Consider the following 19,794-nt stretch of genomic DNA (forward strand, 5'->3'; position numbering starts at 1 on the left):
TCTATGAAATGCTGTACGTTATATTCGGAGGCAATTATATGATGGTAATGACGGCAACACAAGCTCGCAGTAATTTACATACGTTAATTGATAAGACAAAAAATTTTCATGAACCGATTATTATTTCAGGAAAACGGCATAATGCCGTACTAATTTCGGAAGAAGACTGGAATTCAATTCAGGAAACTCTGTATTTATATTCCGTTCCCGGACTTAGAGAATCTATTATAGAGGCAAGTAAAGAACCTTTGGAAAACAGTATTGAGGATATCGGCTGGTAATGTGGATAATAAAATATGCAAAGGAAGCTGTAAGGGACAGTAAAAAAATCGAGCGGTCAAACTTAAAACAAACTGTTATAAATTTAATTGAAATATTAAAAATAAATCCTTTCCAAAATCCTCCGCCTTATGAAAAATTACTAGGAGATTTGACCGGAAAATATTCCAGAAGAATAAATATTCAACATCGTTTAGTTTATGAAGTTTTTGAAAATAAAAATACTGTTCGTATTCTTAGAATGTGGACACATTATGAATAATTATTTAAGGTTAAAATAATTATATTTATCAACATTTTAACGATTGCCGAAATCGAAAAGGTAATAAATGTATAATAAAATACATTCGATTTTTGTAAACTTGCAAATACGGTTAAAAATATTAAAACCGTTAAGTTTATAATCAATAAAATGCAATCGAATATCTCTTTTTTTTGCTTTAATCTTTTAATAAACAGATAAAGCGAAAAAATAAGGCATACGGTTATTATCGATAATATAAGTACAAAATTATAACCTTTCATATAAGTATTTATAAATTTTAAACTTTTAAATATTACATGATGATTCACTCCGGCTTTTTTATTTGACAGAATATTTAATATATATAATCCGATAATAAAAACAATATCAGTAAGGTATATAATTTTGTACTTCTTTTTCAATTGTTATTCTCCTTTTATTGAAGGTAAGCCCCTGTTGCTCCAGCCTATCCAGCCGTCGCTATATAAAGAAACATTTTCAAATCCCATAACCCTCATATACCAAAGGACTTCAGCAGCACGCCAACCGGAACCGCACATAAAACTCATTTTATTTTTCGTATCAATACCGCAAGTTTTTAACATATTAAGAATTTCATATCCGTTACGCATAGTTTTATCTATATTTCTATAATACGACATTGATGATGAACTCTTTTTACCTGCATATCCGAATACGGCACCTTTTATTCTTCCCGCCTTGTCATGATAAGAGTATCCTGAAATTTTTCCTGAGTATTCTTCGGGAGTTCTGTTATCTATAAGCACATATCCTTTTTCTTTTTTTAAATTAGCTTGAGTTTCTTCGATAGTGTCTATAATGTTTTCTCTTACGGGAACCCTTGCGCCGAAACTTGAAATAGCCTTAGGAAGAATATTTTCTTTTGAAAGTACATAACCTGCCTGTACCCAATCTATAAGAGCTCCGTTTAACACACGGACGTCTTTTACTCCCAAATAGGTAAGTATAACCGCAAACCTTGCAGCCGCCATAGGTTCGGGCCCTGTTATAATAGCGCCGTCGGAAGAGGATATACCGAGTTTTAACATAAGCTTTTCAAGATGAGCATCGTCTGCCAACATCCAGCCTATTTCTTTAGGCTCAAACCAATCGGTATTTACATGCATGGCTCCGGGGATATGGCCTTCCAAATATCCCGATTGCTCTATTTCTCCCCATGCCACATTAAATATTTTATAGTTTATATTTTTATCAAGTGTTTCACCGGTACCGGTTTGTATATAATTATATACAACTTCAGGAGGTAAAAGAAGTTTATAGTTAGGGTATTGTTTTACTTCATTTTTTGCATTTATCCATTCCGCCGCATTAAAAATTTTTATATTTTTATATCCTATAGAGTATAAAAATTCTGCAACTTTTTGGGCGTCTTTTCCGTTTGTATCGTAAACGATTAAATTTTTAGTTTTTAATATATTTTTATTTTTCAATGCTTGATTAATAACCTCTTCTCTTGTTTCTTTTTCCAAATTTTTATTATTATCATAAGGAGAAACCGGCCATGTATAAGAAAAATCGACGGCACCGGGTATATGCCCTCTCAATTTATCTCCGTTTATTGACCAGCCCATATAAGAGTCGGAAGAGCGGGCATCTATAACGGTAAAAGCTTGGTCTGTCAATGCTTTTTTTACTTCATCAATACCGCAAAGCTCAAATTTAATGCCGGATTGCATATTTTGAACTTTTTCAGGCTCCCTGCTGCCGGCCGCAAACGCACTTACAGCAATAATTACAGCACAAATAAATGTAATAACATTTTTTTTCATAAAATCACCTCATGTTTTATTATAATATTTTTAAATATATTACTTTATTTATGAATTAGTCAATAGGTCTTTTAAGTACGAAGGGAAGTTTTTTGTTTTATCCGAAATAAGATTTATCAGTTTTTAAACCACTTAACTTTTTTTATTACATCTTTTGCGGAAACGATTTCATCGCCTGAATATTCTATATTTATATCGGTTTTTTCACCGGATAAAATTTTATTGTTTGTTGAAATTAAAAATTTCCAAGCAGGCGTTTTACCGAGCTCTACCGCCTTTTTTGCAACAGTATCGGGTAAATTGCCGAACTGTCTAAGGTTCGGAGTTCCGGATTGGGTGATAATAAGATATCCGTCGGATATTTTAAGCTGCAAAAAAATTGAAGTACCTGCCGATAAAACCGCAACCGCCCTGCCTCCGCGCATAATTTCTATGCGTTCAATACCTTCTTCTCCCTGCCAAGAACCTGAAAGTATATCAATATTTTTAATTTCTTCAAATTCATTTTCAGTTGAGGAAAGCTCCTTTTTTTCGGGAAGAGAACCTGTTTTATAAGAACTTAAATTTACCGACAAATCAAAAAGGTCAGAAACCAAAATTCTAGAGTCCAAAAGGATTAAATTTGCATTTTGATAAACTTTTGAAATAGTTCTTTTTGTATCGTCTGAAGTACTTTGTAAAATAAGTTCAAGTTTTATTCCGTTATCGCTTCCGGTTATGCTTCCTGTAAAAATATAATGGAAATCTCCTGAAGACTCATTTACTTTTTGCGGCCGCAAATCGAAGATTTTATATTTTTTTTGTTCTTTTACAAAATTAAAAATAGCATTTGTTATCGCAGCATTTACCTGTTCGGAAACATTTTTTACTTCAAGTGCATAGGAACCCACTGAAAAGGCACCTTGAGAAGGTTCCGAATGAACGGATATACTTATACAAAGCAATATTGCCGTAAAAAAAAGAAATTTGGAATTTATTTTAAGCCTGAAGCCGTTTTTTTTCATTACTCCTTATTCCTTGCTCTCAGCTCCCTCTGTACATCACGTTTTACATCTTGCTCTTTTATAGAGGCGCGTTTATCGAAAGCCTTTTTACCTTTACAAACACCTAAAAGCACCTTAACGATACCGTTTTTAAAATAAAATTCAAGCGGAACAAGCGTATAGCCTTTTTCATCAACCTTACGTTTTAAGCGTTTAATTTCTTCTTTTTTTAACAAAAGCTTTTTCGGCCTTGCCGGATTGTGATTAAAAATTGAAGAGTAAATATACTCCGAAATATGAAAATTTTTCACCCATACCTCATTTTCTTTTATTTCGGCAAATGCGTCCGGAAAAGATATACGTCCTTCTCTAAGCGACTTTACTTCAGTTCCCTTTAAAACAAGCCCGCATTCTATTTTTTCTTCTACCGTGTAATTAAAAAAAGCTTTTTATTTTTTGCAATAATTTTTACAGCTCCGCTTTCCATAACCTTATTATATTCATAGAAGGAATACTTGTCAACGGCGGGACAAAATGATGTAGGGACACAAGCCTTCTAAATGTAGGTAAAGAATTTTTTTGGGGAGGGAAAAATTTACCCTTAAAACTGTTGCTATAACTTTCCACTTATAACCTTAATCCATAGATTTATTTGAGTATGCTTAATAAGCGGATTTTAATTTATATAATTAATCCAAATCTAAAGCCTTAAAATCTTCCATTTCTTCTTTAAACATTAAAAGCATTTTTTGTACGCATACTGAATGCATAAATTTTTTGCCGTATTCCGCATAAGCACAGCCTTGTTTAAATAGCTCATTAGGATTATCAAGCCAATAATCTATTTTTTTTGAAAGCTCAATATAATTCCCTGACGTAAAAAGACTTCTCTCATCAAGGGCAAATTGAGATGTTGCCGATTGCACTGAATTTGCAATAATCGGAACAAGTCCGCAAGAAAAAGCTTCAATACACGAAATAGCTTCTATTTCAACATCGGCTGTATGTACATATAAATCTGAATACGAAATTACATGTATCAATTCTTTTTGACTGTAAAAACCGAAAATAGGAGCATATTTTAAATTTTTACTTAGTTTTTTATATTTATTTTTTAAAGGCCCATTACCTGCAAAAATCAGTTGAATTTTATTCGTACATTTTGATTTATATACGGCGTTTATTAAAACATCTTGCCGTTTTTCCTTTGAAAGCCTTCCTATCATTAAAATAACTATCTTTTCTTTTAACTCATCAGGTTTTTTATTTTTAATATAAGTAAAATTATTGTCTACTCCGTTTGAAATGATATGTAGCTTTGCATCGTATTTATGTTGTTTAAGTTGATTTGCGATAAATTGGCTTGGGCAATGAATATGCCTAAAATATTTATAAAAATAATTTTTCATTACTGAATATAGTATTTCGTTAGGCCATTTTGCCCTGCCGCAGCCTATAGAATAAGTAATATTTTGAGGCTGTACATGAAAGGCTGCCGTATGAGGCTTTTTTAACTCTTTTGCAATTTTTACGCCTTCTATGGAAAGCCAAAAAGGCATAATAAAATGAACAAAGTCTGCCCAGTTTATTGCTCTATATAAAACATCTTTATCGGCAGCGGCAAATTGCATTCCTTGACTGCGTATAATGTTTTCGATTATGGGTGGAAAATTCAAGGATTTACGATAAATTTGTTATCCTGTTCCTTACCTGTACTTACAATTTCTTACATCACATCCGACTTTTTTTAATCCTTCAGCCAAACGTCTTGCTGTAATGGTGGTTCCGTTATTTTCGTTATCGTATTGGTCTAAAACAAGCAAAACCTTTAATTGTTGTTGTTGGGGGGGGGGGATAGTATTTATTTGTCATGTTTATGTCAATAACTCCTTTGCTATTTTATAAATGAGGATTATATATAAATATTAAAAAAAAGTCAAGAATGAAATTTTTAATTTATAATTACTTTAACGGTGTTTATATAAACCTGCTTGTCAACGGCGGGATAAAATGATAATATCTAAAGGATATATAAATACTGTAAAAAACGGAAGTTTTTCCGTTAACGGGCAGTTAAAAATTGGAGAAATAAATGGGTGCAAGATATAGAGATTATTCTTATACGGCAAAACTGGAACACCGCAGAAAGGTTTTATTTATATGTTTTATATTTATCTTTATTTTTTCGGTGTATACGGTAATAACATCTTTTTTAATCAGACCATATAGAATTCAATCGGATTCTATGAAACCTGAAATTGCTTTAAACGATATTGTTTTGACAACCCCTATTTATAATCCGTTTTCGACGGCGAAAAGAGGCAGTCTCGTTGTAATAACGCCTTCTTTTAACGATAAACGCTCATTTTTTCAAAAAACGGCGGACGGCATTATAAGTTTTTTTACCTTTCAACTGTTTAAACCCTTTGAAATGCGGCAAAGACAAGGTCAGTCAGCTTCAATCAGACGAATTATAGGAATGCCCGGAGATACAATTTATATGGAAAATTTCATTTTACATATAAAAACGGCGGAAGCGGAACATTTTTTAACCGAATTTGAATTAACCGAAACGGATTACAATTTGGAAATAAGCAAACTTCCTTTAAACTGGAATGCAGCTTTACCTTTTTCAGGCAGTTATCCTAAAATAACGTTAAAAGAAAACGAATATTTTGTTTTATGCGATAACAGACTTATTTCGGACGATTCCCGTATGTGGGGACCGCTTGACGGAAAATTGCGTATTTATGGAAGTCTTCTTTTAAAATATTGGCCCTTAAAAAAAATTAAGCTCTATAAAGGGCAATAAAGGTGAATAAAGAAGCCGGTTTATATATTCATATTCCGTTTTGCACGCAAAAATGTTCTTATTGTGATTTTTTTTCGGTAGGGGCGGGGCGGTTTAACGAAATTCTTATAGGTAAAAACGGAAGCGTTTTTGCAAAGCGTCTTATAAATGATTTGGATTTTGTAAAAGAAAAATACGGTATAAAAGAATTTAAAAGCGTTTATGTAGGGGGAGGAACACCATCTCTTCTTTCGCCTGAAGATTTTTATTTTATATTTTCAAACATTTTAAAGCGGCAAAAAGAACCTCCGTCGGAATTTACCGTAGAAATAAATCCCGAAGACCTTACAATGGAGCATTTAAAAGCAGCTTTTTTATCCGGGGTAAATAGAATTTCTTTAGGTATTCAAAGTTTTTCCGATGAAGTTTTACAAGGTGTAAAAAGGCGCGGCTCAAAAGAAACAACTCTTTTTGCCCTTGACTTAATTAAAAAATTTAATAAAACAAGCCTTTCTTGCGACTTAATTGCAGGGTTAAAAAACCAAACTTACGAAATTTTAAGTAACGATTTAAAAACTCTTTTAAAGTTTGCTCCAGAGCATATTTCTCTTTACTCGCTATGCACGGATAAAACTTTGCCGCTTGAAGAAGAGGATAATATTGCAAATTTATGGAAATACGGAAAAGAGTTTTTAGAAAACAATGCTTATATACGTTATGAAGTGTCTAATTTTTCATACAAAAATTCATATAAAAGTATACATAATGAGAAGTATTGGAAACTTCAAAACTATCTTGGAATAGGGCCCGGTGCATTCGGCTCCGTTTTTTTCGATTATTCACCTCAAAATCCGGCTTATGCAATAAGATTTTCGGCTTGTAAAAATATAAATAAATGGCTTTACGAAAAAGAGCGCAGTTCGGTTTACGACTATGAAAAAATTAACCGAACCGAGTGTATGGAAGAGTTTATTATGATGGGTTTACGCTTGATTGATGGTATTGAATTTAAGAATTTTTTTACCCGTTTCGGCCTTGATATAAGAGATGTAATAGGAAATACTATAGAAAAATGGAAGGCTTCAGACAATCTTGTTTTAACCGACAGCGGAATAAGGCTTACCGAAGAGGGGCTTAATTTTTTAAATAAATTTTTACTGGACGCTTTTGAGGAAATAAATAAACGGTTTTTGTAAAAGAATTAATGTTACAGCATTAATTGCTTTTTAACTTCAGCTTTTGATACTCCGAAAAGACGGGGGATTTGTTCTTTTTTATAATGAGAACCTGAAAGACTGTTGTACGCATCGGCTACTGCCTGTAAATCTTCATCGGAGCCCGTATAAACGGCATAAGAAGCTGCGGAGCGGAAAGCTCCTATTTTAATTAAATCGAAAATGGATTTTCCTTTATTTTTAGAAAAACGGGCTTTATCGATTATAGCGGAATTTCCGTCATAACCTATTGTGCTTATAAATTTATCAAGTTCCATATTACAAACTCCGAACCTCTATATACGGCACCTCTTTTATATTTAAAGAGGTGCTCTGCATCAGACTTCAACTTTTTCGAAAGCTTCTTTCCCTGCACCGCATAGAGGGCATACCCAATCGCTTGGAATGTCTTCAAAGGCTGTCCCTGCCGCAATTCCCGTATCGGCGTCCCCTGTTGCAGGGTCATAAACGTATCCGCATAAATCGCATACATACTTAATAGCCATATTATACTCCTAAAATGTTATTTTATGAATAATACATTATTTTCGATTATTCTGCAAGTAATCTGTTTAGGTTTTCAGCCAAATCCGTATTTTTTTTATTTGACGGGTCCAATGCAATTACTTGTCCCAAATAGTATTTTGCCTTGCGGTAATCTTTATTTTTAAAGTACCATTCATACATTGCAAAAAGAGAATCCTTGTTACGTGGATTCGCTAAAAGACTTGACCTAAGGGAGGATAAATAGGCTTCCGAGTTGTTTTCCGATAGCTTTGCATTGTAGTAATGTAAAATGGACTTTAATTCCGAATCGGCCGTTTGCAGTTTTTCTTTAATTATCTGTGAAACCGCTTGCATATTTTTTGAACGGTAAAGAGCTTCAATATACAAACCAACAAAACGGTTTGAAGGATTTTTTGAAGATGTATAAAGCTGTTTTGACAATGCAAGAGCTTTTTCGGTTTTTCCCGCACCCAAATATGCGGTTACTAAAAGCTCCTTGTTTACATTGCCTGAAACTTTACCGTTCAGTTTTTCACCTAGAAAAACGGCCTGTTCCCAATCGCCCAAGTTTATATTATTTTTAACCAAAAGATACATTGCCGCCGTATTTTCAGGGTCTTTTTGTAAAACTTTTTCTATAAAAAATCCCGCCTGACGGTTTTCTATTTTTTGAGAAGTTTCAAAACATATTTCCGCACAAGCTAAAAGAATATTAAAATCTTCAGGGTAAAGCCGATAAGCTTCGCTTAAAAATTCTATGGCGCTTATTGTATTTTTATTCCATTCTTTGACTATTCTTGCTCTAAAAAGAAGGTAGTCCTTTGATGTTCTGTTTTTAGTGGAGTATGCGTCAAGTAAAGAGTTTGCTTTAAGATATTCTTTTTGTTCAATTAAAATACGTATTCGTAAAAGAAGGGCGGAAATATTTTCGGGTTCTTTTTTTAAAACCGTAATAATATTTTCGCTTGCTTTAGTTAAATCCGAGGAAGCTATATAACCTCTGGCATATAACAGTTTTACGGCAACATTTTCTTCCAAATTTTTTGAAAGAAAATTTGCTATTTTTACGGCAACGGTTCCGTCTCCCGCTTCCGCAGCCAATTCTCCGTACTTTAAACCCGCAGGATAACAGGAATTATCGGCATTCCATGCGGTTTTATAAAAATTCATTGCCGCCGTATTATCGTTTTCCAGTTCGCTTAAAATACCTAAAAGATAAGGCGGCAATACGGATTCGGGGTACTTATTTTTTGCGGTTGTAAGTCTTTCAAGAATATCGGTTTTATAACTGTTTATTTCGGACTGAGAAGCCTTTTCGGAAACAAGAATAAGAGGCGGTATTATAAGAGAAAGAAAATCATCTTTTTTCATGGAATACGGATATACTCCGTTATTTACATTTTTCAGACCGTAAAGGTACGGTTCTTCATCATGCGAAAAAGACGGTTTTGTTTCTTCGGTTTTTAGAGGATAAACCAAATACATAAGAGCCGATATTACTTTCAGATAAAGCTGGTTTTCAGGTGTTAAACCCTTGCTGTCATTTTGAATAAATAGAAGTGCATTTTTTAGAGATTCGGGAGAAGCCTTTGTTATATTTGATGAAAGTTTTGCATCAAGTCTTTTTTCTGCAAGCTTATCTTTTGCCGGAATGGATAATATTGTACCTTCTCCTATGGGATATACCGCAAGGTTTGTTTTTTCGGAAGAGACGGAATTATCTTGCTTTTGTGAGCTTTGCACGGTTTTACACGAAAAAAACGGCATAAGCAAAACAAAAAGTGAAAAAATAAAAAAATATGTTTTAAAAAGCAATTTTTTCCGTTTATAATCATATATTCTATTATAATATATTTTTTTACTCTTGCCAAGAAGTTATATAGCAATAATAATTAAAGAATTTTGTTTTTAATCCTGTCTTATATCTACCAAATCGGTTCGGTTTATCATAGTGTCGGTAAATCTTCCCATATTCTTGTTTATAAAGATTGCCGCTTCCAAGATATTAAAAAAGAGAGGACAGCCGCTGCCTTCTCCCAAGCGCATTTTCATATTTAAACATGGAGAAAGGCCGAGTTTTTCGGCACATATTTTTGCACCCTGTTCTTGAGAGCTGTGTGAAGGAAATAAATAGTCTTTTATTTTATGGTTTAAACTGCAAGCGCATAAAGCCGCAAGACTTGAAATATAACCGTCCATAACGGCAGGAATACCTAAAGAGGCTAAGCCGATATAACAGCCGCACATTGCCGCAATATCAAAGCCTCCCACCTTTGAGATACAGTCTATTACATCTCCTTGAGAAGGTTGATTAACCTGTAAGGCTTTTTTTACGGTTTTTAATTTAAGCTCATACATAGCTTCCGTAGTGGACGCTCCGCGACCTACGGTTTTTTCAGGCGGTATACCGTAAAGAGCCGAAAGGACTGCTGCCGTTGTCGTTGTGTTGCAAATTCCCAATTCGCCTATACCTGCAATATCGTAACCTTCTTTTGCAATTCTTTCGGCGGCCCTAATACCTGTTTCTATGGTATGTATACATTCTTCCGCAGTCATTGCAGGTCCTGCCGCAATATTGCCGGTTCCTTCCCTCAGTTTTTCCGTTATTATATCCGTCCTTTTACTTGTTTTAATCATTCCCACATCGTATACTAAAATATCGCTTTTGGCCCATTTTGAAACGGCTCCCAGTCCCGTTTGTCCGGTATGCATAATTTCCGAAAGAAAAAATGTCGTAATTTGAGGTTGAGAGGTTATTTTCTCAGCATAAACTCCGTTATCGGCACAAAATACTATCGTAACTTTTTTGTCAATGTGCAAATCCAAGGTTTTTTGAATTTTTGCAAGCCTTACGGTTATTTCTTCAAGTTCGCCTAAAGAGCCCGGAGGATGTGCAAGACTGTCCCAAAACAGCTTCGCTTTTTTTTCATAAGACCGTTCAACCGAGGTAATTGAAGCTAAAGTTTTTTGAAGCAACATTTTATTTACCGTCCTCAATTTCCAAAAACATTTTATCGCCTAAAACGGTTTTTATTGAAAAAGCGCTCAGAGCGCCTAAGAAAAGGCCTAAAAATACGCCCAAAATTAAAGAGCCTTCCGTTTAAAAACAGCACGTAAAATAATTGCACAGCATAAGGAAAAAATAAGCGGTATAAAAACAGAGCAAAATGCTTGAAGACCGGTCTTTTTTTTATCCGCTTTTACGGTTACGGTATCGCCTAAGCGAAAATTCTTTCCCGTTTTGTTTAAAACCGTTATTCTATCACCTGAAACGGCAAAAAGACCGGTTCGTTTTTTTTCTTCGCCGCCGTTACAGGAAAAACTGCAACCCTTGCAGCCGCAGCCGCAAAGTCCCGAATTTTCTCCGTTTGCGGAATAGGGGGCTGAAATTGAACATAAATTTTCCGTTTCGGAATTATCCAAAATTATTTCAAGTTTATTTTTACCGGCAAGCACCGAAATGACTTTTCCTTTTTTCAGCAAGCTGCACACTCCTCGAATATACGGTTAATTTTTGAAGCCCTGCCCGTTTTGTCAAGCTCCAAGTAAACGCCTTGGATAACAGGTCTTTCCCAAGTATCTTTTCCGAAATCGGGAAGACAGGTTTTATATTCTCTGATTCTGTCTTCGGCAGCATATCCGCCTACGGAATTAAGGCTGCCTGTTCTTCCCGTGTCTGTAATATAAGCGGTACCGTTTTGAAGAATTTTTTCATCGGCGGTTTGAACCTTGCTTCCGGAACCGATTACGGCGGAAACTTTTCCGTCCAGCATAAACCCGAAAGCCTGTTTTTCGGCGGTTGCAAATGAAGAAAAATCTATAAAAATAAACCCCGTTTCGTTTTTTAATTTTTCTATAAGTTTTTCCGTTTCAATGTACGGGTTTTCGCTCATTATTTTATGATGGCCTATTCTTCCTAAAACGGAAACTACAGCGAGTTTTTCTTTTTTTTCGTTGTAAAAAAATTTAAAACCGCGTCCGGGTGAAACGGAGGGCAGATTTGCAGGGCGCAAAACATAAGAAATATTTTCGATGGAGTCCACCAAATCTTTTTTTTGAAAAGCGGAATCGCTTACCGTTATGCAGTCAATTCCGAGTTTTTTTAAATAACCCGCATGCTGCTTGCCCAGACCGCTTGAACCCGTTGCCGAGTTTGCATTTGCAATAGTAAAATCGGGTTTAAATTTTTCCTTTAAGGTTTTCAGCATTGTTTTTACTACCCAAACTCCGGCCTTTCCCGTAATTTCCGCAACATATAATATATTCATTTTATTCTTTATAATTGATATCCTTTAAAATTATATTGCACTTTTCGGCGAGGTCCTTTTTGCCCAATTCCATATAAGTATCGCGTAAATTAAAAACCGCATCTCCGAATTCGGGCTCCAAGGTAACCGCCGTTTCAAAAGCTTTTCTGGCGTCTATATAGTTTTCTTCATTAAACAATAAGGTTCCGTAATTATTCCAAATTCTTCCGTTGGAAGGTTCAAGTTTAATAGCGCTTTCAAAAGCTTTTTCGGCATATTCCATATCTCCCGCTTTATAAAATAAAAGACCGAGAGAATCCCATGCGTCCGCTTGATAAGGGTCGTACTTTAACGATTGAAGCAGGGCCTTTTTTGAATCGGTTTGCATATCCGCCGCATAGTATGTAAGACCTAAGTTAAGCCACAAAAGGCTGTTTTTAGGGTCAAGCGATAAACCCTTTTTCAGACAGGCAATAGCCTCATTGTGAAAGCCTTGCATAGACATACTTACACCCGCATCATTAAAAAATTGAGGAGATTCTTTCATTTTACACCCCGCAAATTGAGCTGAATAATTCGGCGGTTAAATCCGACGCCTTATTCTTGCCGTAATTTTTTTGAAGCTTAATTAATGAAGCCCACACAATATCCTCGGCATATTTTTCAGCTTGTTTTGCAGCTCCCGATTCTATTATAAGTGAAATACATTCTTCCACTGCAGGACTGTTAATACCTTCCTCCGCAGCTCGGGTAAACAAACCGCATATCTTTTCTTTTAAAGAAGGCTTTTTTTCTATGCAAAGTATTACCGGTAAACTCTTTTTTCCTTCGACAATATCGTCTCCGCGGTTTTTGCCCTTATTTCCCTTCGTTATGTTTTTTACATCGTCTAAAATCTGAAAGGCAAGACCCGTTTCAAGGGCATCAAGTCCGAAACTTGCAATTTCTTTTTCGGATTTACGAGCTGCGGCAAACCCGAGTTCGGCAGCGAATTTTGCTAAGGAACCTGTTTTTAAGCCTATCATTGTAAGATATTCTTCCCGTGAAGGAATATAGTCGGTTTTGGAATGCCAAGCTATGTCCATTGCCTGTCCTAAATGGAGTCTGCGTAAATTAAGCGAGTAAAGTTTGTATAAAAGGTTTTTAAGTTCCGCATTTCCTTCATAAGAATCGATACAATTTGAAGCGTGAAAATAAAGCCAGCTTCCGGCATTCAATGCCGTATCCAAGCCGTATTTTATATGAATTGCGACACCGCCCCTGCGTTCCTCCGAGTTATCTTCAATATCATCATGAATTAAACTTGCCGTATGGCAAAACTCTACAAGCGGTGTAAGAGGGTAGATATCGGAAGTATTCCCTCCCGCAAGTTCGCAAGATAAAACCGCCAAAAGAGGACGCCATCTTTTTCCGCCCCGCTGCATAAGGTCTTTACATGGCGTTATAAGTTTAAAAATGTTTCCGCTCATATTTTCGGGCAATTGTCCGAAAAAGGCGTTTTCAGCGTTTTTATCTATGTTTTCGGGTAAGCCGGAATAAAGAACTTTTTCTATTTCGGCAAGCCTTGCTTCCAATTCATCATTCATACACTTTAAATATACCACAAAATACGATAAATTCCAAGTATCTTTATTATTTTGCTTTATAATATTCTTTTGTCAAAGACTCTTGACATTTTTTTATATTAAATGTATTTTTATCTTAATATATTAACAAGGGGCTTATCTTAGTTTATAATTTTATCTATACCCATTAAAACAATTGATGGACTTGTTGCAAATATAATATGTTATTTTTCTTTTATAAAAATAACATTTCTCAGAGATATTCAATTGTAAATAGGTAAGACTGTCGAAGTAGTAGATATTTATGAAAAAAAACGTTTTTTTTGTTAAAGACACTTGACAGCTGTTTTTATTTTGGTATACAACGTAAACATTCATTGAATTAGTAGGTGTAAATTGTTAAGAAGGGAAGTAGTATTAAACATGTAATCAAGAGTATACTTCATGCATTAATTGAAATGCCGTAGTAGATAAATATAATAGGAGGTTTGACGAAATGAAATTGCTTCCATTGATACAATTTCAAGCGTGTATAAAATATAATTTCAAATTCTTTTTGCGTCAAAAAACAACAAATAAAAAAACATCGCTTCTTTTTAGGGTTGCGTTGCTTATTTTATTAAATATAGCGGCGTGGATTATAATGTGTTTTTCATTAAAACATGATTGTACTCATTTTTCATTTTTTCAAAAAGTAATTTTCTTGCATTTTTTATCGCTTATTTGGTTTATTACATCAACTTTCCCTATAAACATTTTTATTGTAGATAATCAACAACATAAACGTTTTTTTATAATTAGACCCATACATAATATAACAAGAAGTCTTTCATATTTTTGTTTAAGTTTTTTAATTTACAGTATACCGTTATCTATTTTTTCATTTACCGTTGCAATTTTTTTTGCAATACAAAATAATTTTTTAATTGGAATTATTACTTTTTTCTCGTTAATTATAACCGGTATAAATTCCGTTATAATCTCAGGTTTATTATTTCTGTTTTTTAAATTTTTACTTCCTCAAAATATATTTTTTACAATAGTTATTATAAGCGAATCCATCGGGCTTTTTGCTATAAGGTTTTTAAGAACATTCGGAATAAAAACACCGTATATATTTAATGAAAAATTTCTTTTTGTACAGGGAGTAAATCATATATGGGGATTTTATAAAAACGACAATGCAAATTTTCAGTCGGAAAAATTAGCATGGATTTCGGGCATTATTATATTGGGTCTTTTATATTCTTTTATTTTAAATGCTTATTTAATTAAAAAGCCTGTTCAAAATATGCTAAAAAATTCATACGGTAAAAAATTTTTATCATTAAAAATAAATAAAATTTCCGAATCATCATTAATTAGGACATTATATAAAAAAATAACAAAATATGATACTTTGTATAAAAAATATTTTTATTACCAAGTATCGAAAATATTTTCTCTACCTATTTTAATTCTATTCATCTCTTTACGAAAAGGTACACATGGAGCACTTAATATCGAAGACCACTTATTAATGTTGCTTTTCTTCACATTAAGTTTATCCGATTTGATTGTTCCCGGCTACTTCTCGATAAATCCAAAGGCTATGTGGCATTTAAAGATATTCTGCTCTAATAATAATTATGTTAAATTAAAAAAAATATATTACGGCTTTATGCTAAAAAGGCTGTTATTAACTTTGTGCTGCTTTTTATGTATTATATGTTTGCTGTCATCTAACTATTCCTATATATATATATATGAGCTTTGTAATTATAACATATTTTTTTATTACATATTTCACAATGGTAAAACTTTATTCAAATATGCTGCCTTTTTCTTACGGTGAAAATGATAGCGACGTTTACGGCAGTTTAATATCATTAAGCTCTTGGATTTTTATTCCGCTCATTTATATAGGTTTTAAAAAAACTTTTCAAAATTATTTAGGTATGATAATTTTTTCAATTGCGTTAATTTTATTTGCGGTGTTTCAATACCGCAGAGCTTATTGCAAATTAAAAAATACAAATAGTAAAGGAGATACTGACAATAAATGAATACGATTGAAGTAAATGATTTTAGCGTAAATTACGGAGAATTTAAAGCTGTAGACAACATTTCGTTTTCCGCAGAAGAGGGAAAAATAATCGGGTTTGTCGGACCGAACGGCTCCGGAAAATCAAGTACTATTACCAATATTATCGGTTTGCAAAACAATTATAAGGGTACAATTAAAATTTACGGCTCCGATATTAAAAACGGAAACGAATATAAAAAAAGAATCGGCTATGTTCCCGAAGCGGGTGAATTATACGAAGTACTTACCGGAAGCGAGTATATAGACTTTGTCGGTAAACTTTACGGTGTAAACGGTGAAGTTATAAAAAAGAGAGCATTACAGTTGGCGGAAAGTTTTAATATTGCAGAAAAATTAAATATAAGAATTTCGCAATACTCAAAAGGTATGCGGCAAAAGGTTCTGATAATTTCAGCTCTTATTCATAACCCCGATATTCTTTTACTTGATGAGCCTTTAGACGGATTAGATGCACAAAGTATTGCCGTATTTAAAAACTTACTGGTCGAGTTGGCAAAAAAAGGGAAGACAATTTTTTATTCTTCACATATAATGGAAATAGTAGAAGAGATGTCCGAGGACATAATTGTCATAAATAAGGGCAAGATTATAGCAAAAGGAATGTTGGAACAAATTAAAAGCGAACTGAATAAAGAAGGTGTAAATCTTGCACAATTATTTCAAGAACTTACAGGAACGCTTAACCCGAAAGAAGAAGCTGAAAAGATATTAAAAATAATGTCGGAGGAAATTTAGGCTTTTTTATGTTATAAAAACTCAAGCCCTCTTGACAAGAAAATTTATTGGGTCATAATAAGGCTTAGCATCGAAAAACAAGGAGATATTCAATGCAAGCTGTTTTTGAAACGGGTTTTGATATTATTTACTTATCCGCAGTTATTTTTCTCGGTATAAAAATGATAATGGAAAGTAAGGGGAAAAGGCAATATCTGTTATACGGTATTATGGCTTTAATTTTAGGTTTCGGAGATTCATTTCATTTAGTACCCCGGGCGGTTGCCTTATGCACAACGGGCTTAGAGAATTATACCGCAGCACCCGGAATCGGTAAACTAATTACTTCCGTTACGATGACGCTCTTTTATGTGCTGCTTTATTATGTGTGGCGGGAACGCTATCGAATTACCGGAAGAAAAAAGCTTACACAGGCGGTATGGGCTCTTGCACTTTCCCGTATTATCCTTTGTCGTATGCCGCAAAATAAATGGTTAAGTGCAACGCCTCCATTATCCTGGGGAATTTATCGAAACATTCCGTTTGCACTTTTAGGACTTTTAATTATAGTGATTTTTTATCAAAGTGCAAAAGAAAAAAACGATTACAGTTTCCGTTTCTTATGGCTTACTATTGTTTTGAGTTTCGGTTTTTATATTCCGGTAGTTTTATTTGCAGATACCGTACCGATTATCGGAGTTCTTATGGTTCCGAAAACTTGCGCATATATTTGGACCGTACTTATAGGATATAATTCTATGAAAGGAGATATTAAAAGATGAAAAAATATATAAATTATTCTTTTATTTATGCGATTGCTGCAATGGCAAGCGGTGTGTTTTATCGTGAATTCACTAAACTGAACGGGTTTTCCGGTGTAACGACGCTCGGTAAAGTACACACTCATTTATTTTTACTTGGAATGATTGTATTTATGATTGTTGCACTGTTTGCAAAAAACAGTACTCTTGATACTCAAAAATCATTCCGTTTTTTTCTATATACGTACAATATCGGAGTTCCTCTGACTTCAGTTATGATGATTGTTCGCGGAGTATTGCAGGTGTTGGACATTCCGCTTTCATCCGGAATAGATGCGGCTGTTTCCGGTATTGCAGGGATAGGACACATCTTAACAGGTACGGGAATAATTCTTTTGTTGACGGCACTTAAAAACAGTAAAGATTTAACCGGTTCCGATAAGAATTCGTTATAATTTTAAATTAAAATCAGAATTTTATTTTTTATATAAAAACAGTTTTATGTTTTTTCGGAACTTCTAACACAAAACCGTTTTTATATCTTATTACTTTTCTGCTATTTTACTTCAAGGTAGTCTATTGCAACACCGGAAATAATTACATAATCCATTGTTGCACTGCCGAATAAACCTTTTTTGTATTTTGCGTCCATAACTATATTAACAACATCATCGGCTTTCGGATATTTTTCTTTTGCAATTTCAAGCAATTTTGTATATCCGGCTCCGGTACCTGACAGCTTTCCGGCATAATCTACTCTGCCTAATACTACATATTTACTTCCATCGGCAGGAAATTGTGCCGTTGTTTCTACAGGCCGCATAGTTGAACAACCCGATACCAGTATAACACTTATCAGTAAAATAAGCATTCCAATCATTGAAACCGATTTTTTTTGTTTCATTGTGTCTAACTCCTTCTTGCAAATTTTTATATTATTTGCAAATTAAAATTTACTTTCGGAATCGAAATTTAGTTTGAGCGGTTCCGCTCCTGCAAAGGTTAAGCAGGTCATTCAATATATTTTCGATTCTCTTCTATTTTACCCCCCCCCCCCCCCCAATTTTGTCAACCCCCTTGACACTATTTTTTAGAAAATTTATAAAGAAATTCGATTTTAAAAACCTGAAATTATATTTCGATTTAATAAATAAGGAGCGGTAAGTATGAAAAGAGGCTTTTTGTATTTTTTATTTAAGCCTTTCCGTATAAGTTTAAAATATTTTTTTCTAAAGATTTCGTCATTAGTATTTGAAGGTTTTTATCCGTTGCTGGAAGTTTTTGCATTTACTTTTTTAATTGATGAATGTATGTCTTTTTAACTTAGGAGAAAGACAAATGAAACCGCAGTTAAAAATTTTATTAAAAAAAGAATTATATGAATTTAGGTATAACTATAAAGCGTGGGCCGTGGCTGTTATATGTACGGCAGGTCTTTATGTCCCATGGATGAAAGATAGAGGACTTCAGGTTTTTACGCTTCTTTTTTTATATTATTAGCCGTAGGGCAATATATTTATAATTCATATTCGGACGAAATAAATTCTTCCGGCTCTATTTTTATCCATAATTTAAATTTCAGCTTTTTACAAGTCTTTTTTATTAAAATATTTTTTTCATTTGTAATTGCAGCGTTAATGCTTATTGCCGATATTCCTAATATAAGCAAAGAAATAAAAATAATAGATTTTTTATGGCTTTCTCCTCTCATAATTGCAGGGGCGAGCATTATGCAATTATCCGGTATTTCATCGAAAGGCTCCGAAGATACGTCTTCTGTAATTATGTTTATCGTATCATTTATAATGCTGACATGTGTAATGTTAATTCAAGTTATGATTTTAAGAATTTTAACCTGTATGTTTTTAGCCGTATTATCGGTATATGCCGCCTATAAGGTTTCTTATTCGCTAAAATACCGTACACAATTATAAGGAATTTTTTTTTTAATTTTATTAAAAATATGTTTTCGATTCCTGTTATAAAGGTGATTACACTCGGTATTTTAGAGGGTAATCGCCGAATAAATTCCTTATCTGTAAGCCTCATAATTTTATTCATTTTATCGGCAATAAGTAATTTCCTTGCTTTAAAACATTCTAACACAGCAGGATACCGCTCCGAAATTTCCAAGTTGTTTTAAAAAATACTTAAATTTCTTTTAAAAATACGGGGAGCGGTTTTAAAAAGAAGTCAATCGGTTAAACTCTTAAATTTCCTGCAAAAAGAGTTAAATCCAATTCCTGAAAATCTTTTAATACATCATCGGGGTAGGGCGGGATTTTTCCCCGTTTTACCCGCTCCATTGCCGACTCCCAAAGGATAAGAGAATTTGAATCTAGAGAGCCCGTTTCTTCCAATGCCATACTGCGGTAAGGATGTTTATGCAGCGGAATATTTCCGGCCATTGCATGATTTAAGAGTTTCCAATTTTTATGAATCAGGTCCCTAACTTGCGTAAAAACTTCTTCGCGCGAAGATACGAATTGAAGAGTGAATTTATTCTTAAACCCGGCATCTTCTTCATAAAATATTTTTACACGCGGGTTATTTGTTATAATTATTCTTTTAGGCAGTGTTTTCATTGTCGTA

General features: G+C 33.8%; 25 protein-coding genes and 1 pseudogene. 10 read left to right on the forward strand and 16 right to left on the reverse strand.

The genetic code is table 11. From position 1 onward, the window contains the following. Positions 1 to 38 precede the first annotated feature (38 nt). Together DYQ05_RS08695 and DYQ05_RS08700 are read left to right on the forward strand one after the other, a co-directional pair. A complete protein-coding gene (locus DYQ05_RS08695; protein WP_024465572.1) occupies positions 39 to 281 on the forward strand; it encodes a type II toxin-antitoxin system Phd/YefM family antitoxin in 243 nt (80 codons plus the stop codon). After that, on the forward strand, positions 281 to 541 hold the full coding sequence (locus DYQ05_RS08700; protein WP_020965624.1) for a Txe/YoeB family addiction module toxin: 261 nt from the start codon (positions 281 to 283) through the stop codon (positions 539 to 541). Before DYQ05_RS08695 ends, DYQ05_RS08700 begins: the two co-directional genes overlap by 1 nt. Here DYQ05_RS08700 and DYQ05_RS08705 read toward each other — a convergent pair. The 5 genes and pseudogenes from DYQ05_RS08705 to DYQ05_RS08725 form a co-directional block, all read right to left on the reverse strand. After that, on the reverse strand, positions 532 to 945 hold the full coding sequence (locus DYQ05_RS08705) for a hypothetical protein (RefSeq protein ID WP_020965625.1): 414 nt from the start codon (positions 943 to 945) through the stop codon (positions 532 to 534). The genes DYQ05_RS08700 and DYQ05_RS08705 overlap by 10 nt on opposite strands. A 3-nt stretch (positions 946 to 948) precedes the next feature. Then, a complete protein-coding gene (locus DYQ05_RS08710) occupies positions 949 to 2,334 on the reverse strand; it encodes a rhodanese-like domain-containing protein (RefSeq protein ID WP_206183272.1) in 1,386 nt (461 codons plus the stop codon). A gap of 116 nt (positions 2,335 to 2,450) precedes the next feature. Then, positions 2,451 to 3,338 carry a TP0183 family DNA metabolism protein gene (locus DYQ05_RS08715; RefSeq protein WP_020965627.1) on the reverse strand — a complete coding sequence of 296 codons (888 nt, stop codon included), beginning with the start codon at positions 3,336 to 3,338 and terminating at the stop codon, positions 2,451 to 2,453. Further along, a pseudogene (gene smpB / locus DYQ05_RS08720) lies at positions 3,338 to 3,804 on the reverse strand (SsrA-binding protein SmpB). Before smpB ends, DYQ05_RS08715 begins: the two are co-directional and overlap by 1 nt. 202 nt (positions 3,805 to 4,006) lie before the next feature. Beyond that, the gene (locus DYQ05_RS08725; protein ID WP_206183273.1) at positions 4,007 to 4,948 is read right to left on the reverse strand and encodes a glycosyltransferase; all 942 of its coding nucleotides are present in this window, start codon (positions 4,946 to 4,948) and stop codon (positions 4,007 to 4,009) included. A 461-nt stretch (positions 4,949 to 5,409) separates the two neighbouring features. On the opposite strand from DYQ05_RS08725, the gene lepB reads away from it, so the two are divergent. Both lepB and hemW read left to right on the forward strand, forming a co-directional pair. Further along, a complete protein-coding gene (lepB, locus tag DYQ05_RS08730; protein ID WP_020965629.1) occupies positions 5,410 to 6,129 on the forward strand; it encodes a signal peptidase I in 720 nt (239 codons plus the stop codon). Positions 6,130 to 6,131: 2 nt separating this feature from the next. After that, positions 6,132 to 7,304 carry a radical SAM family heme chaperone HemW gene (hemW, locus tag DYQ05_RS08735; protein WP_206183274.1) on the forward strand — a complete coding sequence of 391 codons (1,173 nt, stop codon included), beginning with the start codon at positions 6,132 to 6,134 and terminating at the stop codon, positions 7,302 to 7,304. 11 nt (positions 7,305 to 7,315) lie between these two features. Here the strand turns inward: hemW and DYQ05_RS08740 are convergent, their stop codons facing one another. The 8 genes from DYQ05_RS08740 to DYQ05_RS08775 form a co-directional block, all read right to left on the reverse strand. Next, the gene (locus DYQ05_RS08740) at positions 7,316 to 7,600 is read right to left on the reverse strand and encodes a hypothetical protein (protein WP_024467437.1); all 285 of its coding nucleotides are present in this window, start codon (positions 7,598 to 7,600) and stop codon (positions 7,316 to 7,318) included. A gap of 60 nt (positions 7,601 to 7,660) precedes the next feature. Then, the gene (gene rd, locus DYQ05_RS08745; protein WP_020965632.1) at positions 7,661 to 7,828 is read right to left on the reverse strand and encodes a rubredoxin; all 168 of its coding nucleotides are present in this window, start codon (positions 7,826 to 7,828) and stop codon (positions 7,661 to 7,663) included. Positions 7,829 to 7,874: 46 nt separating this feature from the next. After that, on the reverse strand, positions 7,875 to 9,644 hold the full coding sequence (locus DYQ05_RS08750; RefSeq protein WP_038176418.1) for a tetratricopeptide repeat protein: 1,770 nt from the start codon (positions 9,642 to 9,644) through the stop codon (positions 7,875 to 7,877). Between the two features lie 93 nt (positions 9,645 to 9,737). Beyond that, on the reverse strand, positions 9,738 to 10,808 hold the full coding sequence (gene cobT / locus DYQ05_RS08755; protein ID WP_206183275.1) for a nicotinate-nucleotide--dimethylbenzimidazole phosphoribosyltransferase: 1,071 nt from the start codon (positions 10,806 to 10,808) through the stop codon (positions 9,738 to 9,740). A gap of 105 nt (positions 10,809 to 10,913) precedes the next feature. Next, positions 10,914 to 11,312 carry a hypothetical protein gene (locus DYQ05_RS08760; protein WP_206183276.1) on the reverse strand — a complete coding sequence of 133 codons (399 nt, stop codon included), beginning with the start codon at positions 11,310 to 11,312 and terminating at the stop codon, positions 10,914 to 10,916. Continuing rightward, entirely contained in the window at positions 11,306 to 12,097 is a 792-nt protein-coding gene (locus DYQ05_RS08765) for a TIGR00282 family metallophosphoesterase (protein WP_024467433.1), read from the reverse strand. The genes DYQ05_RS08760 and DYQ05_RS08765 overlap by 7 nt, the downstream gene beginning before the upstream one ends. Before the next feature lies 1 nt (position 12,098). Continuing rightward, the gene (locus DYQ05_RS08770; RefSeq protein WP_020965637.1) at positions 12,099 to 12,623 is read right to left on the reverse strand and encodes a tetratricopeptide repeat protein; all 525 of its coding nucleotides are present in this window, start codon (positions 12,621 to 12,623) and stop codon (positions 12,099 to 12,101) included. Between the two features lies 1 nt (position 12,624). Continuing rightward, the gene (locus DYQ05_RS08775; RefSeq protein ID WP_206183277.1) at positions 12,625 to 13,662 is read right to left on the reverse strand and encodes a polyprenyl synthetase family protein; all 1,038 of its coding nucleotides are present in this window, start codon (positions 13,660 to 13,662) and stop codon (positions 12,625 to 12,627) included. A 1,769-nt stretch (positions 13,663 to 15,431) separates the two neighbouring features. On the opposite strand from DYQ05_RS08775, the gene DYQ05_RS08780 reads away from it, so the two are divergent. The 4 genes from DYQ05_RS08780 (at position 15,432) to DYQ05_RS08795 (ending at position 17,657) form a co-directional block, all read left to right on the forward strand. Continuing rightward, a complete protein-coding gene (locus DYQ05_RS08780) occupies positions 15,432 to 15,686 on the forward strand; it encodes a hypothetical protein (protein WP_152513091.1) in 255 nt (84 codons plus the stop codon). Then, the gene (locus DYQ05_RS08785) at positions 15,683 to 16,462 is read left to right on the forward strand and encodes an ABC transporter ATP-binding protein (protein WP_020965641.1); all 780 of its coding nucleotides are present in this window, start codon (positions 15,683 to 15,685) and stop codon (positions 16,460 to 16,462) included. Before DYQ05_RS08780 ends, DYQ05_RS08785 begins: the two co-directional genes overlap by 4 nt. A gap of 92 nt (positions 16,463 to 16,554) precedes the next feature. After that, complete coding sequence (locus DYQ05_RS08790) at positions 16,555 to 17,223, forward strand: hypothetical protein (protein ID WP_206183278.1); 669 nt, start codon at positions 16,555 to 16,557, stop codon at positions 17,221 to 17,223. Then, positions 17,220 to 17,657, forward strand: coding sequence for a DUF2871 domain-containing protein (locus tag DYQ05_RS08795; RefSeq protein ID WP_206183279.1), 438 nt, complete (start codon positions 17,220 to 17,222; stop codon positions 17,655 to 17,657). The genes DYQ05_RS08790 and DYQ05_RS08795 overlap by 4 nt, the downstream gene beginning before the upstream one ends. A gap of 101 nt (positions 17,658 to 17,758) precedes the next feature. Here DYQ05_RS08795 and DYQ05_RS08800 read toward each other — a convergent pair whose 3' ends face one another. Then, positions 17,759 to 18,106 carry a hypothetical protein gene (locus tag DYQ05_RS08800; protein ID WP_024467949.1) on the reverse strand — a complete coding sequence of 116 codons (348 nt, stop codon included), beginning with the start codon at positions 18,104 to 18,106 and terminating at the stop codon, positions 17,759 to 17,761. A 434-nt stretch (positions 18,107 to 18,540) separates the two neighbouring features. Here DYQ05_RS08800 and DYQ05_RS08805 point away from each other — a divergent pair, with 434 nt between their 5' ends. Beyond that, entirely contained in the window at positions 18,541 to 18,702 is a 162-nt protein-coding gene (locus DYQ05_RS08805) for a hypothetical protein (RefSeq protein WP_206183280.1), read from the forward strand. A 16-nt stretch (positions 18,703 to 18,718) separates the two neighbouring features. On the opposite strand, the gene DYQ05_RS08810 is transcribed toward DYQ05_RS08805, so the two are convergent. Next, positions 18,719 to 18,931: a hypothetical protein gene (locus DYQ05_RS08810; protein WP_206183281.1), complete on the reverse strand. Its 213-nt coding sequence runs from the start codon at positions 18,929 to 18,931 to the stop codon at positions 18,719 to 18,721. A gap of 1 nt (position 18,932) precedes the next feature. Between DYQ05_RS08810 and DYQ05_RS08815 the strand changes: the two genes are divergently transcribed. Further along, the gene (locus tag DYQ05_RS08815) at positions 18,933 to 19,136 is read left to right on the forward strand and encodes a hypothetical protein (RefSeq protein WP_206183282.1); all 204 of its coding nucleotides are present in this window, start codon (positions 18,933 to 18,935) and stop codon (positions 19,134 to 19,136) included. A gap of 267 nt (positions 19,137 to 19,403) precedes the next feature. Here DYQ05_RS08815 and DYQ05_RS08820 read toward each other — a convergent pair whose 3' ends face one another. Further along, positions 19,404 to 19,787, reverse strand: coding sequence for a GrdX family protein (locus DYQ05_RS08820; RefSeq protein ID WP_024467114.1), 384 nt, complete (start codon positions 19,785 to 19,787; stop codon positions 19,404 to 19,406). Positions 19,788 to 19,794 lie beyond the last annotated feature (7 nt).

It is taken from the genome of Treponema pedis (genome assembly GCF_017161325.1).
GTDB classification, from domain to species: domain Bacteria; phylum Spirochaetota; class Spirochaetia; order Treponematales; family Treponemataceae; genus Treponema_B; species Treponema_B pedis.

Coding starts and splice junctions, on each gene's coding strand:
- DYQ05_RS08695 (WP_024465572.1), top strand. CDS start 39: ATGATGGTAATGACGGCAACACAAGCTCGCAGTAATTTACATACGTTA.
- DYQ05_RS08700 (WP_020965624.1), top strand. CDS start 281: ATGTGGATAATAAAATATGCAAAGGAAGCTGTAAGGGACAGTAAAAAA.
- DYQ05_RS08710 (WP_206183272.1), bottom strand. CDS start 2,334: ATGAAAAAAAATGTTATTACATTTATTTGTGCTGTAATTATTGCTGTA.
- DYQ05_RS08715 (WP_020965627.1), bottom strand. CDS start 3,338: ATGAAAAAAAACGGCTTCAGGCTTAAAATAAATTCCAAATTTCTTTTT.
- DYQ05_RS08725 (WP_206183273.1), bottom strand. CDS start 4,948: ATGCAATTTGCCGCTGCCGATAAAGATGTTTTATATAGAGCAATAAAC.
- lepB (WP_020965629.1), top strand. CDS start 5,410: ATGGGTGCAAGATATAGAGATTATTCTTATACGGCAAAACTGGAACAC.
- DYQ05_RS08740 (WP_024467437.1), bottom strand. CDS start 7,600: ATGGAACTTGATAAATTTATAAGCACAATAGGTTATGACGGAAATTCC.
- rd (WP_020965632.1), bottom strand. CDS start 7,828: ATGGCTATTAAGTATGTATGCGATTTATGCGGATACGTTTATGACCCT.
- cobT (WP_206183275.1), bottom strand. CDS start 10,808: ATGTTGCTTCAAAAAACTTTAGCTTCAATTACCTCGGTTGAACGGTCT.
- DYQ05_RS08765 (WP_024467433.1), bottom strand. CDS start 12,097: ATGAATATATTATATGTTGCGGAAATTACGGGAAAGGCCGGAGTTTGG.
- DYQ05_RS08770 (WP_020965637.1), bottom strand. CDS start 12,623: ATGAAAGAATCTCCTCAATTTTTTAATGATGCGGGTGTAAGTATGTCT.
- DYQ05_RS08775 (WP_206183277.1), bottom strand. CDS start 13,662: ATGAATGATGAATTGGAAGCAAGGCTTGCCGAAATAGAAAAAGTTCTT.
- DYQ05_RS08780 (WP_152513091.1), top strand. CDS start 15,432: ATGGTAAAACTTTATTCAAATATGCTGCCTTTTTCTTACGGTGAAAAT.
- DYQ05_RS08785 (WP_020965641.1), top strand. CDS start 15,683: ATGAATACGATTGAAGTAAATGATTTTAGCGTAAATTACGGAGAATTT.
- DYQ05_RS08790 (WP_206183278.1), top strand. CDS start 16,555: ATGCAAGCTGTTTTTGAAACGGGTTTTGATATTATTTACTTATCCGCA.
- DYQ05_RS08795 (WP_206183279.1), top strand. CDS start 17,220: ATGAAAAAATATATAAATTATTCTTTTATTTATGCGATTGCTGCAATG.
- DYQ05_RS08800 (WP_024467949.1), bottom strand. CDS start 18,106: ATGAAACAAAAAAAATCGGTTTCAATGATTGGAATGCTTATTTTACTG.
- DYQ05_RS08805 (WP_206183280.1), top strand. CDS start 18,541: ATGAAACCGCAGTTAAAAATTTTATTAAAAAAAGAATTATATGAATTT.
- DYQ05_RS08810 (WP_206183281.1), bottom strand. CDS start 18,931: ATGCTCGCCCCTGCAATTATGAGAGGAGAAAGCCATAAAAAATCTATT.
- DYQ05_RS08815 (WP_206183282.1), top strand. CDS start 18,933: ATGCAATTATCCGGTATTTCATCGAAAGGCTCCGAAGATACGTCTTCT.
- DYQ05_RS08820 (WP_024467114.1), bottom strand. CDS start 19,787: ATGAAAACACTGCCTAAAAGAATAATTATAACAAATAACCCGCGTGTA.